Origin of the sequence: Kibdelosporangium banguiense, from assembly GCF_017876405.1 — a bacterium.
Lineage (GTDB): Bacteria > Actinomycetota > Actinomycetes > Mycobacteriales > Pseudonocardiaceae > Kibdelosporangium > Kibdelosporangium banguiense.
This window is the reverse complement of the sequence record NZ_JAGINW010000001.1, coordinates 1,718,592-1,731,094: the sequence shown is the minus strand read 5'-3', so window position 1 is coordinate 1,731,094 and position 12,503 is coordinate 1,718,592. Positions and strand designations below refer to the sequence as shown.

Genomic DNA, 12,503 nt, shown 5'->3' with positions numbered 1-12,503 from the left:
CCATGGATGACCCGTTTGTCCTCGCCGGCCGGGAGTACTCCTCCCGGCTGATCATGGGAACCGGCGGCGCGGCCAATCTCGCCGTCCTCGAACGCGCGCTGGTCGCGTCCGGCACGGAGCTGACCACTGTCGCGATGCGCCGCGTCGACGCGGGCGGCGGCACTGGTGTGCTCGAGTTGTTGCGGCGGCTGGGGATTGATCCGTTGCCGAACACCGCGGGCTGTCGCACGGCGGCCGAAGCCGTGCTGACCGCGCGGCTGGCGCGGGAAGCGCTGGACACGAACTGGGTCAAGGTCGAAGTAGTGGCCGATGACCGGACGTTGCTGCCCGATCCGGTGGAACTGCTGGACGCGGTGCGGCAACTGGTGACAGACGGGTTCATCGCGTTGGCGTACACCAACGACGACCCAGTGCTGGCGTTGCGGCTGGAGGAGGCAGGCGCCGCCGCGGTGATGCCGCTCGGCTCGCCGATCGGGACCGGACTGGGCATCCGTAATCCGCACAACATCGAACTGATCGTTGCCAGAGCGTCGGTTCCGGTTGTGCTCGACGCGGGCATCGGTACGGCCTCCGACGCCGCGCTGGCCATGGAACTGGGGTGCGACGCGGTGATGCTCGCCACTGCTGTCACCCGTGCGAGCGATCCCGAGAAAATGGCCGCGGCCATGCGAAACGGCGTTACAGCAGGTCGGTTGGCCCGCTCGGCCGGACGTATACCGCAACGCTTCTGGGCGCAGGCCTCCAGCCCTCCTCGGTGAGATTCGACTAAACAGTCATTATTGTCCGATGCACCTTTCACGAGGGAGGGCAAGTGACGCCTTCAGCTGCTGAGGACGTGCCGGCGCGGCTTTATCTCGCCATCGGGCGGCTGTCCCGTTCACTGCGCCGCAGTGGTTCTCCCGGGCTCGGGCACGGCTCCATTTCCGCACTGTCGACCTTGGTCAGTTGCGGCGAGATGCGCCTGGGTGATCTCGCGGGCAAAGAAGGCGTCGCCGCGCCGACCATGTCCCGGATCGTGGCCGCGCTGGTCGAGGCCAAATACGTCCAGCGTGAGCCGGATCCGGTGGACCGGCGGGCCTGGCTGGTCAAGGCCACGCCGGACGGCGAGCGAATGGTCTCCGGGCTGCGCTCCACCCGGGTTCAGGAACTGCGCCGCCGAATTGACCGGCTGCCCGAGGACAAGCAGGCGGTGTTGATCAACGCGATCCCGATCTTGGAAGATCTGCTCGCCGAGGAATAACGCCGTCCGGTCATGTGACGAATTTGTCGCGGGCCCGTGTTTTAACGATTCACCCCTCGGGTGCCCGTTCCGCACGCAGTTCGGCGATCTCGGAACGTAGCGCCCGGATTTCGGTGAGTAGCAATTCGTCGGACGCCTTCTGCTCGGCCGCGTGCTTTTCCTCGGCCTCGACCAGTTCCTCGGTCATCCCGCGGTCCATTCCGTTGACCACGACCGCGATGAACATGTTCAGCACCGCGAAGCTGGACACGATGATGTAGGTGACGAAGAAGATCCACGCCAACGGCGCCTTGGTCATCAGCTCCCGCGCGATGTCCGGCCAGCCCTCGCCGGTCATGACCTGGAACAGGGTGAACAGCGTCGTGCCAAGATCGGCGAAGTGCTCCGGCTGTAGATGCTGGAACAGTTTGGTGGCCATCACACCGGCGACGTAGAGCACGAGCGCGAGCAGTGCCGCGATCGACGCCATCCCGGGAACCGCCATCAGCAGCCCGCTGACCACGCGCCGCATCGACGGCACCACCGAGATCAGCCGCAGCGCCCGCAGAATGCGCAGTGACCTGAGCACGGAGAACTCGCCCGTGGCCGGCACCACCGCGACCCCGATGATGACCAGGTCGAAGATGTTCCAGGAGTCCTTGAAGAAGCTCCAGCCGTACGCGTAGATCCGCAGCAGGATCTCGACCACGAAGACCGTGAGCGCAGCCCTGTCGGCGAAGTGCAGCACGCCGCCGAACTTCGCCACGATCGCCGGTGAGGTCTCGAACCCGAGCGTGACGGCGTTGAAGATGATCACGCCGATGATGAAGCGCTGAAACCCCGTGCGCGACACCAGGGCGCGTACCTGTTCCCGAGAGATCACGGGGCCACAGCGTAAAGGTCGGGTCAGACCTCGTCGGCGGACAACCTCCAAAACGGTGAAACCGGGCCGTGGCCCTTGCCAAGGGGGTACGCGTCCCTTACGGAACGCACGATGAAACGCTTGCCGAACGCGACCGCTTCCGGCACTGAGCTGCCCCTGGCCAGCGAAGACGTGATCGCAGAGGCCAGCGTGTCGCCGCCGCCGTGGGTGTTGGGTGTGTCGAAGCGGGGGCCGGGCAGTTCGTGGAAGTCCGTGCCGTTGTAGAGCAGGTCCACGCAGTCCTCGGCGTTGCGCATGTGCCCGGCTTTGACCAGCACCCATTCGGGTCCATAGGCGTACAGCGCCTCGGCGGCCTCCCGCTGGGTGGCCATGTCGGTCACGTCGAGACCGGTCAGCAGCCGGACTTCGTCGAGGTTCGGCGTGATCACGGTGGCGCGTGGGAACAACTCGCTGCGCAACGCCTCCAGTGCGTCGTCACGCAGCAGCTGGTCGCCGCCCATCGAGGCGGACACCGGATCGACGATGAACGGGATGTGCCCGTCCTTGCCTATTCCCACCCGGTCGGCCGCGCCGGCGATCGCCTGGATGATGTCCGCGTTCGCCAGCATGCCGGTTTTCGCCGCCTGCACGCCGATGTCCACCGCGACGGCCTCGATCTGGGCGGCCACGATGTCCGGCGGGATCTCGTGGATGCCCATCACACCAATGGTGTTCTGCACCGTGACAGCTGTCAGGGCCGTCATCCCGTGCACACCACAGGCGAAGAACGCACGCAGGTCGGCTTGGATGCCCGCACCACCGCCGGAATCACTTCCGGCGATGGTCAGGACAGTAGGTGGGGTCATCAATCAACCACTGGTAGGTAGACCTTGTTCCCGTGCTCGTGGAACTCCTGCGACATCTCCTGCATACCCGCCTCAATGGCATCCACTGTGGACAGGTTGTGCTCCTCGGCGTACTTGCGCACGTCCTGCGTGATCTTCATGGAGCAGAACTTCGGCCCGCACATCGAGCAGAAGTGCGCGGTCTTGGCCGGCTCGGCGGGCAGCGTCTCGTCGTGGAACGAGCGCGCGGTGTCCGGGTCGAGCGAGAGGTTGAACTGGTCGACCCAGCGGAACTCGAAGCGCGCCTTGGAAAGCGCGTCGTCCCAGTCCTGTGCGCCCGGGTGGCCCTTGGCCAGGTCGGCCGAGTGCGCGGCGATCTTGTAGGTGATCACGCCGGTCTTCACGTCGTCCCGGTTGGGCAGTCCCAAGTGCTCCTTGGGGGTGACGTAGCAGAGCATCGCCGTCCCGGCCCAGCCGATCTGCGCGGCGCCGATCGCGGACGTGATGTGGTCGTACGCCGGCGCGATGTCGGTCGCGAGCGGTCCGAGGGTGTAGAACGGCGCTTCACCACACCATTCTTCCTCAAGCCGGACGTTCTCGATGATCTTATGCATCGGAACGTGCCCCGGGCCTTCGATCATCACCTGCACGTCGCGGTCGCGGGCGATGTGGGTGAGCTCGCCGAGCGTACGCAGTTCGGCGAACTGGGCCGCGTCGTTGGCGTCCGCGATCGAGCCGGGCCGCAACCCGTCGCCCAGTGAGAAAGTGACGTCATACTGGCGCAGGATGTCGCACAGTTCCTCGAAGTGCGTGTAGAGGAAGCTCTCCTTGTGGTGCGCCAGGCACCATGCCGCCATGATCGAGCCGCCCCGCGAGACGATCCCGGTGACACGCTTTGCCGTCAGGGGCACGTACCGCAGCAGCACACCCGCGTGGACAGTCATGTAGTCCACGCCTTGCTCACACTGCTCGATAACGGTGTCCCGGTAAATCTCCCAGGTCAGTGCCGCCGGATCGCCGTTGACCTTCTCCAGTGCCTGGTAGATGGGCACTGTGCCGATCGGCACCGGCGAGTTGCGCATGATCCACTCGCGGGTCTCGTGGATCCGCTTGCCGGTGGACAGGTCCATGATGGTGTCCGCGCCCCACCGCGAGGCCCAGACCATCTTGTCGACCTCGTCCTCGATCGACGAGGACACCGCGGAGTTGCCGATATTGGCGTTCACCTTGACCAGGAACCGTTTGCCGATGATGGCCGGCTCGGACTCCGGGTGGTTGCGGTTGACCGGGATGACCGCCCGGCCGCTGCCTACCTCCGAACGGACGAACTCGGGATCCATTTTCTCGCGGGCCGCGACGAATCGCATCTCCTCGGTGATGATCCCGGCCTTGGCGTAGGCCAATTGGGTCACCGCGCCGTTGATGGGTTCACGCGCCCAGCCTTCCCGGATCCTGGGAAGTCCACTATGGACATCGATGGTGGCTGACGTGTCGGTATACGGGCCGGATGTGTCGTACAGGTCGACATGCTCGCCGTTGGTCAGTTCCACCCTCCGGAACGGCACCTGGATGCCGTCGCCGATGTCGAGGTATCGCTTGTGTGAGCCGGAGATCGGCCCGGTGGTGATGGTCGGCTGGACAGTACGGTCTTCGAGCGCCGTCATCAACGCTTCCTTCCCTACGCCGGCATTACCCGGTCAGGTTCATGCGGTCGGCGGCACCTGGTCCTCAGTGGACTCCAAGCCGCCCTCTCAGCCCGCCTTAGGCGCGAGCTCCCGCGACGTTTCGCAAATCTTCTCGACCATAACCACGATGACCGCGCGTTGCCAAGACAACCGGCGTACCGTTTCGCTGTGACCTCCGCACCGGGCCTGCGTCAGCTGGCTAGACCCGACGCGGTCGCGCCGTGCGCGGACTGCGGTGAATTCGCTGGCCGTAGTTACCCGTCGTGTGCGGCGTGTGCGGACTTCATCGACCGCTACTGGGCGGCGGACTGGCTGGCCGCCCTGGCCGGCACCCCGGCCGACCTGATCTCGGCCGTGCTGTCCGACGACGGCGGCACGTATCCGTGGACCTGCCTGGACTGGGCGTTGCGGCTGTCGAACTGCGCGGGCTGCGGCAAGGAGGCCACCACCGGCGACATCGAATGCGCGTACTGCGCGATCGCCGAGGAGAAGCGCTGGATGGCCGGCGGCGACATGACGCCCAACGAACACGCCTTACGACAGGCCCGGGTGATCCTGCGGGCGCCGCACCGGCACCGGGCCTCGCAGGTCTCGTACTGGCGTCTCGTGCTGCCGTTCCTGCTGGTCGGCCACGTCTTCACCGCGCGCCAGTCGCAGCGGCTGCGCTCGTTCCTGATCGCCGGCCGGTACGCCGAGGTGTCCACGTACACGAGTTTCGCCGAACTGGCCTCCTTGCCGGATCTGCCCTGGCGCCAGGACCAGCCGGCTAACTTGGGGACATGAAGATCGGATTCGGCGCCCCGGTCTCGGGCGCGTGGGCGACCCCGGACAACCTCGGCCGGTTCGCCGAGTCGGCTGAGGACCTGGGCTACTCGTCTCTCTGGAGTTTCCACCGCCTGCTCATCCCGGGCGGGCAGCCGATCGACCCGGTGTACCGCAGCGTGCTCGACCCGTTGGTGGCGCTGGCTTTCGCGGCCGCCCGCACGTCCACCATCCGGCTCGGGGTGGCGTTGATCAACCTGCCGTTCGTCTCGCCGACCTACGTGGCCAAGCAGGCCTCGACGCTGGACGTCCTGTCGAAAGGCCGTCTTGATCTGGGGCTCGGCGCGGGCTGGCAGGAAGAGGAGTTCATCGCGACCGGGGCGTCGACGGCCCGGCGCGGCGCCCGGACTGTGGAGTACGTGCAGGTCCTGCGCACTCTGTGGGCTGACGGCGTGAGCACGTTCGACGGCGAGTTCTACACGATCCCGCCGAGCCGGATGGACCCCAAACCCGTGCAGAAACCCGGCCCGCCGATGTTGCTCGGCGGAGCCGTGCCCGCGGCTCTGGCGCGGGCCGGGCGGATCGCGGACGGCTGGATGTCCCGCAGTGCCACCAATCTTGACGCGATCTCCGAGCAGATCGCTTTGGTCCGGGCGGGGGCGGCCGAGGCGGGCAAGGACCCCTCTGGCGTGCGGGTCGTTGTCCGTGGCGTCGGGCGTCCCGGCGAACGGGTGGGCCGGTTGTCGGGCTCATTCGCGCAGATCAAGGCGGACGCGGAGTGGCTCGGTGAGCAAGGTGTGACGGAGCTGTTCTACGACCTGAACTGGGATCCGCTGATCGGGAGCCCGGACGCGTCCGAGGCAGCCGCCGCCGAACGCGCCCAGGAACTCCTCCACTCCCTCAAACCCGCCTGAAGTTTTGCCCCCAAAGTGGCTTTCGGAGCATCCAGCGCTCCGAAAGCCACTTTGGGGGCACACCACATCAGCGGACGGAGAGCTCGGTGGGGGTGGCGAAGACGTCGACCATCGCGCCGCCCCGCAACACCGTCACCGGCAGCTCGGTGCCGATCGCCTCGGCGAAAAGCTGCTTCTGGATGCCCTGTGCGTCATTGACCTGCTTGCGTCCCACGGTCAGGACGAGGTCGCCCGCATGCAGGCCGGCCCTGTGCGCAGGACTTCCCGCGACGACTTCCACGACACGCAGTCCCGCACGCTGACCTGTGCGTGCGGCGACATCGTCTGGCAGTGGCGCGGGCATGCTGACCAGCCCAAGGAAGGCGCGACGGACGCGGCCGTCGGAGATCAGGGTCTGCACGATCCGCATGGTCGTGACGTTCACCGGGACCGCGAGCCCCAGCCCGAACCCGGCCACTGCCGTGTTGATCCCGACCACGCGGCCGGATGAATCCGCGAGCGCGCCTCCGGAGTTGCCAGGGTTCAACGCCGCGTCCGTCTGGATGACGTCCTCGATCACGCGTGCCGCCTTGCCTTGCCGCACAGGCAACGCGCGGCCTAACGCGCTGACCACGCCCGCGGTCACCGAGCCGTTGAGCCCGAGCGGGTTGCCGACCGCGACCACGAGCTGGCCGACTTCGAGTTCGTCGGCGTTGCCGAGCGTTGCGGGAGGCGGGACGTCACCACGCGCGCTCAGCACGGCCAAGTCCGACAGCGGGTCCGATCCGACGACCTCGAACGACGTATCGCTGCCGTCCGAGAAAGTCGCTGTGCCGCGACGAGCGTTGCTGACGACATGCGCGTTCGTCAGCAGACGGCCGTTTTCGAACACCACGGCCGAGCCGCTGCCGTTGTCCAGTCGCACGCTCGCGACGTGCGGCGTCACCGATTTGGCGACAGAGATCACGGTCCGGGAGTACTCGTCCACCGCCACCACCGCCCACGCTTGATTACACCGTTGCATCGTCTACAACGTTTCGCGGGCGGAGTTGTTCCTGGACAGCATTAAGCCCCCGGCGAACTCCGGCCGGGGGCTGTCACGCGCCCTACTTGGACTTCGGGTTGTACTCCTTCGTCACGATCACGATGATGCCCGCCCCGGCGTCCTGGATGCCCTGAAAGCGGGGCTCCGCGCGCAGACCGAACGTCTTGGCCAGGTCCTTGGCCTGCGCTTCCTCCGCGGTGCCCGGCCGGAAGTAGACGGTCGTGGTCGGGATGATCCCGCTGGAGTAGTTGTCGACTGCGGCGACGTTCCAGCCGTTGCCCCGGAAGTCGTTGGCAGCGCGGTCGGCCAGGCCGGTGATCGTGCTGTTGTTGTAGACCCGCACCGGCTCCGAACGGTTGTTCTGCGCAGGCGGCTGTGCCGGTTGACTGGCCGGCGGCGGCGCGGGTGTGCTTGTCGTCGTGGTGGTCACCGGCGGCGGCTGCGCACTGCTGGGCGGCGGCGCCGCGGACGACGTGTCCGAGGCAGGCGGCGGTGGCGGCTGTGACTTCGAGGACGGCGGCGGACTGGCACCCGGATCCGAGTCGCCCCCGCCGAACAGCGAGATCAAACCGATCACCAGCGCGATCAGGGCGAGCGCGAGCAGAGCCAGGCCGGCCAAGCGGGCCGGCCGAGTAGGTCCTGCCTGCTCGGGCGTAGTCATGTCTGCTCGACACCCAGCCTTCTTGCCCCACGGGACCGCACCCGGCCGGTACGCAACCGGCGCAGTCGCTTGACCAGCAACGGGTCGGCCATCAGGGCTTCATGTTTTTCGATCAGGTCGTTGACCAACTGGTAGTAACGGGTGGGCGAGATCCCGAAGATCTCCCGGATCGCCTGGTCCTTCGCGCCGGCGTACTTCCACCACTGGCGCTCGAAGGCGAGGATCACCCGTTCCCGTTCGGTCAAGCCGTCGAGCGGCTCGCCTTGGGGGACCAGTGCCTCAGCGGCGTCCATCCTGCTCCTTGGTCCGCGGTCAGGAATCCCTTGCCCGTCTGGGAATCACACGAATGTGATTTCCGCGTCGTCATTACATCACGCCCCCGCTCCACCTCGTCGGCCATGTACCCGGCGCGTCCGGGATCGGGCTGATCGGCTGGATAGAGTCCCCGCCATGGCCGTTCACCCGATCCGGATCGTCGGAGACCCTGTTCTACACAACCCCACCGACAAAGTTGCCACATTCGACGCCGAACTGCAGCAGCTGGTCGAAGATATGTTCGAGACAATGGCCGCCGCCAACGGAGTCGGCCTCGCGGCCAACCAGATCGGCATCCCGCTACGGCTGTTCGTCTACGACTGCCCGGACGACGAAGGTGTCCGCCACCGCGGCCTGATGATCAACCCGGTCCTGGAGACGTCCGAACGCCCGGAGACCATGCCGGACCCGGATCACGACTACGAAGGCTGCCTGTCGGTGCCCGGCGAATCGTTCCCCACCGGCCGCGCGACCTGGGCCAAGGTGACCGGCCAGAACGTGGACGGTTCCCCGCTCGAAGTCGAGGGCACCGGGTTCTTCGCCCGCTGCCTGCAACACGAGACCGATCACCTGGACGGCCTGCTGTACCTCAACCGGCTCGTCGGCCGGTACGCCAAGCAGGCCAAGCGCGCGGTCAAGGGCAACGGCTGGGGCGTGCCCGGCCTGTCATGGGACCCATCGACCGAACCCGACCCGTTCCAGGAATGAGAGATGTCCTGTGCGTGGCCAGGGGCGCCGCGCACAGGAGGGCGTCTCAGGACCTGTTGGCGTAGGCCTCGAGTGACGCGAGCTGGGCCGGATCCAGAGACGGACGTACGGTTTCCCGCGCTTTGTTGAGATGGTCTGCCGTGACTTCGGTGGCTTCCAATGATTCGCGCATCGCGGTCAGCGCGGCTTCGCGGATCAGCGCGGCGCAGTCGGCAGCTGAGTAGCGATCGAGCGTTCCGCCCAGTTCGTCGAGGTTCACGTCCTGCGCCAGCGGGGTGTTGCGGGCCGACGAGCGGAGGATCGCGGCGCGGGCTTCGGCGTCGGGCGGCGGGACGTAGATGATCCGTTCCAGCCGGCCTGGCCGCAGCAGAGCCGGGTCGATCAGTTCGGGGCGGTTGGTCGCGCCGACCACGATCACGTCGCGCAATGGCTCCACGCCGTCGAGCTCGGTCAGCAGCGCGGCGACGACTCGGTCTGCGACGCCTGAGTCGGAGGATTGGCCGCGGCGAGGGGCGAGTGCGTCCACCTCGTCGAGGAAGACCATGGCCGGGGCGGCTTCGGCGGCGCGGCGGAACAGCTCGCGTACGGCTCGTTCGGACTCGCCGACCCACTTGTCCATCAGTTCGGCGCCCTTGACCGAGAGCACATTCAACCGGCCCGTACCGGCGAGCGCCCTGATCAGGAACGTCTTGCCGCAGCCGGGCGGGCCGTAGAGCAGCACGCCACGTGGCGGCTGAACGCCAAGGCGCGCAAAGGAATCCGGGTACTGCAGCGGCCAGAGCACGGCCTCGGTCAGCGACTGCTTCACCTCGGTCATGTCGCCGACGTCCTCCAGCGTCATGCCGCCGGTCTGCAGGGTGTCCGAAGCGGACATCGACGTCGGCCGGACCGTTTCCAACGCGCCGAACAGGTCGTTCTCGGAGACCTTGGGCTCAGGGGTGTCACGTTGCCGGATGGCGGCTCGCACCGAGGCCTCACGGCGCAGCGCGACCAGGTCGGCGACCACGAAACCCGGTGTCTTCTCGGCGATCGCCCCGAAGTCCACATCGGACTCCGTCGGCACATCGCGCATCAGGATTCGCAGCAGCTCGGTGCGGGTCTGGCCGTTGGGCAGGCTCAGGGTCAGCTCGCGGTCCAGGAGTTCGACCGTGCGCAGCCGTGGGTCGATTGATTCAGGGTGCGCGGAGGTCGCCACGATCGCCAGCCGGGGCGTGTTGACCGCGCCCTTCAACGACTCCAGTACGAAAGTCGCGACCGGCGGGGGATTGGTGCCCGGCAGCAGCGCGTCCACATCGGTCAGCAGTAGCACGGCAGGCGTGTTCGCGACGGCTTCCGCCACCGCGGCCCGGATTTTGGCTGCCGCCGCGTTCGCTTCGAGAGCCGCGATCGAAGGCGCCTGGACCTCGAAGACCTTGGCGTTGACGGCGTTCGCGACCGAACGGACCAGCGCTGCCTTGCCCACGCCTTCCGGGCCGCTGACCAGCGCGCCGAGCCTGGGTGCCGCGCCCAGCTTCTCCAGCAGTTCGGGGCGCTCGAAGGCGAGTTCCAGCCATTCGGTCAGCCGCCTGGCCGCGTCCAGCGCGCCGACCAGGTCGGTGACGGGCAGCGGCGGCTCGGCCGGCGTCGTGTCGATCTCCTCGGCCACGACCACGGCTTCGACGATCTCCGCGTCCTGCACCGTGATCTGGGCGGCGGTCGAGCCGGTGATCGCCTTCTGCTGCTCGCCGGTGCGTGGGCCGTCCCGCCAGCCGACCACTGTGGACGGTGCCACCGCGACCGTGCCGACGGGGTCGGCCGCGGTGATCGTGATCAGCTCGTTCGTCCAGGTCATGCCGATCGCCGCGGACAGCCGCTGGCGGGCCGCGGTCACGTCCGCCTCAGGTGGCGGCGCGAGGTCCTGCGGCAGCAACGAAACCGCGTCACCGACCGTGAACACCTTGCCCATCAAGGCAAGCCGGAGCGTCTGCGGCGTGACCGACGTCGCCGCCAACCGCGACCCCGACACCGTGAGCGACCTTGCGACCGCCACGGCCTCGGGCGCGACCACGACCTCGGAGCCTTCGACGATTCCGATGTTGGACATCGTCACGTCGTCCAGCAGCACCACGCCCGGCAAGTTGTCGCTTGCCGCTGCCAGGGCCGCGCTCACGCGCGCCCCGGTCAGCCGGACTGCGTCCCATTGCTGCAGGCCAAGGGCGTCAAGCACTTCCGGATGCAGCCGCACGACACCCCGCCGGGTATCGATCGCGGACGGCGACAGACGAGCAGTGAGCGTGATCTGAGGCGATGACACGCGCGCAGCTTACGGCTTCACGCGCGCGGCTGGCTTGGTCGCGCCGGTCGTTTACGCCACGCAACACGCCCGGCATCGCCCCAGCCCCGGCGATGCCGGGCCCCGAGCGAAGAAGCCGGTTGCGTGGGGCGGGGTGGAAATGGCCGGCTTTGGCGACCAAGCCCGTCCGAGCGGAGCGAGGACAATCGGCACTGTTATCTATCTGAGCGTGGGGGCCGCGGATTGCGGCGCAATCCGATCCGGCGCCAACTGCGGCGCTTAGGCAGCGGACCGATCACGCGCGGGTGCTGCTCCGGCGGCAGGTACGACTGCCAACCCGCGTGCATCGGTTCGTTCTCGTCCGAACGCCTGCTCAGCCTGACTCGCCTGGCCACGCCGGCCACCCGGCGACGCAGTTGCGGAGGGCGAATACCCAGCCGGCGGGTCTGGCTGCGGATCGCGCGGCGCTCCCGCGGTGGCACGTCCCAGGCCTCGGGGTGGTTGGCCAGCCAGTGCTTGCGGCGCACGGCGTACGGGATGTGCAGCAGGTAGACGATCAGGAAGATGCCCAGAGCCGCGACCGGGTACGTGACCACGGCCGCGGCCAGCAGAGTCACGCCGACCAGCAGCGGGACCACCATGCGCGGCGGCACCCGGACGGTCTTCACCGACAGCGTCGGGATCCGGCTGACCAGCAGCGCGGCCACCGCCACGGTCCAGACCATCACGACGATCTGGTTGGTCCACCAGCCCTCGGCCTCGAACTCCAGCCAGATCACCACGGGCAGCAACGCGAGCATGCCGCCGGCCGGTGCGGGCACACCGACGAAGAACTCCTTGGCGTACGGCGGCTGGTTGGTGTCGTCGAGCAAGGTGTTGAACCGAGCCAGCCGGAGGATCATGCAGACGGCGAACACCAGCGCGAAGATCCAGCCGAGCCGGTTGTTCTCCTCGCCGAGCTTCCATTGGTACAGCACAAGCGCGGGCGCGACGCCGAACGCGATCGCGTCGGACAACGAGTCGAGCTCGGCGCCCAGCTTGCTTGTCGCGTCCAAGAGCCGTGCGATCCGGCCGTCGAGACTGTCCAGAATGGCCGCGGCGAAGATCGACGCGAGCACAGCCCGGTAGTTGTCGTGCAGCGCGAACTGCACGGCGGAAAGGCCCGCGCACATCGCGAGCACGGTGATGGCGTTGGGTAGTAGCCGGACTCCAGGGGCGGTGCGAGCCGCCATGGCT

Annotated in this window: 13 protein-coding genes; 5 read left to right on the top strand and 8 right to left on the bottom strand. The window is 67.6% G+C overall.

Annotated elements, in window-relative coordinates:
- The first annotated feature begins 2 nt into the window (after nt 1–2).
- Together JOF56_RS08160 and JOF56_RS08155 are read left to right on the top strand one after the other, a co-directional pair.
- On the top strand, nt 3–758 hold the full coding sequence (locus tag JOF56_RS08160) for a thiazole synthase (RefSeq protein ID WP_209636033.1): 756 nt from the start codon (nt 3–5) through the stop codon (nt 756–758).
- A 53-nt stretch (nt 759–811) separates the two neighbouring features.
- Nucleotides 812–1,240 (top strand): MarR family winged helix-turn-helix transcriptional regulator, encoded by a 429-nt coding sequence (locus JOF56_RS08155; protein ID WP_209636031.1) that lies wholly within the window; start codon nt 812–814, stop codon nt 1,238–1,240.
- A gap of 49 nt (nt 1,241–1,289) precedes the next feature.
- On the opposite strand, the gene JOF56_RS08150 is transcribed toward JOF56_RS08155, so the two are convergent.
- Genes JOF56_RS08150 through thiC form a run of 3 tightly spaced genes read right to left on the bottom strand, consistent with a single transcriptional unit; the run spans nt 1,290 to nt 4,590 of the window.
- Nucleotides 1,290–2,102 (bottom strand): ion transporter, encoded by an 813-nt coding sequence (locus JOF56_RS08150; RefSeq protein ID WP_209636029.1) that lies wholly within the window; start codon nt 2,100–2,102, stop codon nt 1,290–1,292.
- 23 nt (nt 2,103–2,125) lie between these two features.
- Complete coding sequence (gene thiD, locus JOF56_RS08145; RefSeq protein ID WP_209636027.1) at nt 2,126–2,947, bottom strand: bifunctional hydroxymethylpyrimidine kinase/phosphomethylpyrimidine kinase; 822 nt, start codon at nt 2,945–2,947, stop codon at nt 2,126–2,128.
- Nucleotides 2,947–4,590 (bottom strand): phosphomethylpyrimidine synthase ThiC, encoded by a 1,644-nt coding sequence (gene thiC, locus JOF56_RS08140; RefSeq protein WP_209636025.1) that lies wholly within the window; start codon nt 4,588–4,590, stop codon nt 2,947–2,949. Before thiC ends, thiD begins: the two co-directional genes overlap by 1 nt.
- Nucleotides 4,591–4,779: 189 nt before the next feature.
- Between thiC and JOF56_RS08135 the strand changes: the two genes are divergently transcribed.
- Both JOF56_RS08135 and JOF56_RS08130 read left to right on the top strand, forming a co-directional pair.
- Nucleotides 4,780–5,394, top strand: coding sequence for a hypothetical protein (locus JOF56_RS08135; RefSeq protein ID WP_209636022.1), 615 nt, complete (start codon nt 4,780–4,782; stop codon nt 5,392–5,394).
- The gene (locus JOF56_RS08130) at nt 5,391–6,287 is read left to right on the top strand and encodes a TIGR03619 family F420-dependent LLM class oxidoreductase (RefSeq protein ID WP_209636020.1); all 897 of its coding nucleotides are present in this window, start codon (nt 5,391–5,393) and stop codon (nt 6,285–6,287) included. Before JOF56_RS08135 ends, JOF56_RS08130 begins: the two co-directional genes overlap by 4 nt.
- A gap of 67 nt (nt 6,288–6,354) precedes the next feature.
- On the opposite strand, the gene JOF56_RS08125 is transcribed toward JOF56_RS08130, so the two are convergent.
- From JOF56_RS08125 to JOF56_RS08115, 3 genes are all read right to left on the bottom strand, one after another.
- On the bottom strand, nt 6,355–7,290 hold the full coding sequence (locus tag JOF56_RS08125) for a S1C family serine protease (RefSeq protein ID WP_209636019.1): 936 nt from the start codon (nt 7,288–7,290) through the stop codon (nt 6,355–6,357).
- A gap of 82 nt (nt 7,291–7,372) precedes the next feature.
- Nucleotides 7,373–7,972, bottom strand: coding sequence for a LytR C-terminal domain-containing protein (locus tag JOF56_RS08120; protein ID WP_209636017.1), 600 nt, complete (start codon nt 7,970–7,972; stop codon nt 7,373–7,375).
- Complete coding sequence (locus JOF56_RS08115; RefSeq protein WP_209636015.1) at nt 7,969–8,265, bottom strand: DUF3263 domain-containing protein; 297 nt, start codon at nt 8,263–8,265, stop codon at nt 7,969–7,971. Before JOF56_RS08115 ends, JOF56_RS08120 begins: the two co-directional genes overlap by 4 nt.
- A gap of 157 nt (nt 8,266–8,422) precedes the next feature.
- Here JOF56_RS08115 and JOF56_RS08110 point away from each other — a divergent pair, with 157 nt between their 5' ends.
- Complete coding sequence (locus JOF56_RS08110) at nt 8,423–8,995, top strand: peptide deformylase (RefSeq protein ID WP_209636013.1); 573 nt, start codon at nt 8,423–8,425, stop codon at nt 8,993–8,995.
- A 46-nt stretch (nt 8,996–9,041) separates the two neighbouring features.
- On the opposite strand, the gene JOF56_RS08105 is transcribed toward JOF56_RS08110, so the two are convergent.
- A complete protein-coding gene (locus JOF56_RS08105) occupies nt 9,042–11,288 on the bottom strand; it encodes an AAA family ATPase (protein ID WP_209636011.1) in 2,247 nt (748 codons plus the stop codon).
- Between the two features lie 194 nt (nt 11,289–11,482).
- Complete coding sequence (gene pssA, locus JOF56_RS08100; RefSeq protein WP_209636009.1) at nt 11,483–12,499, bottom strand: CDP-diacylglycerol--serine O-phosphatidyltransferase; 1,017 nt, start codon at nt 12,497–12,499, stop codon at nt 11,483–11,485.
- Nucleotides 12,500–12,503 lie beyond the last annotated feature (4 nt).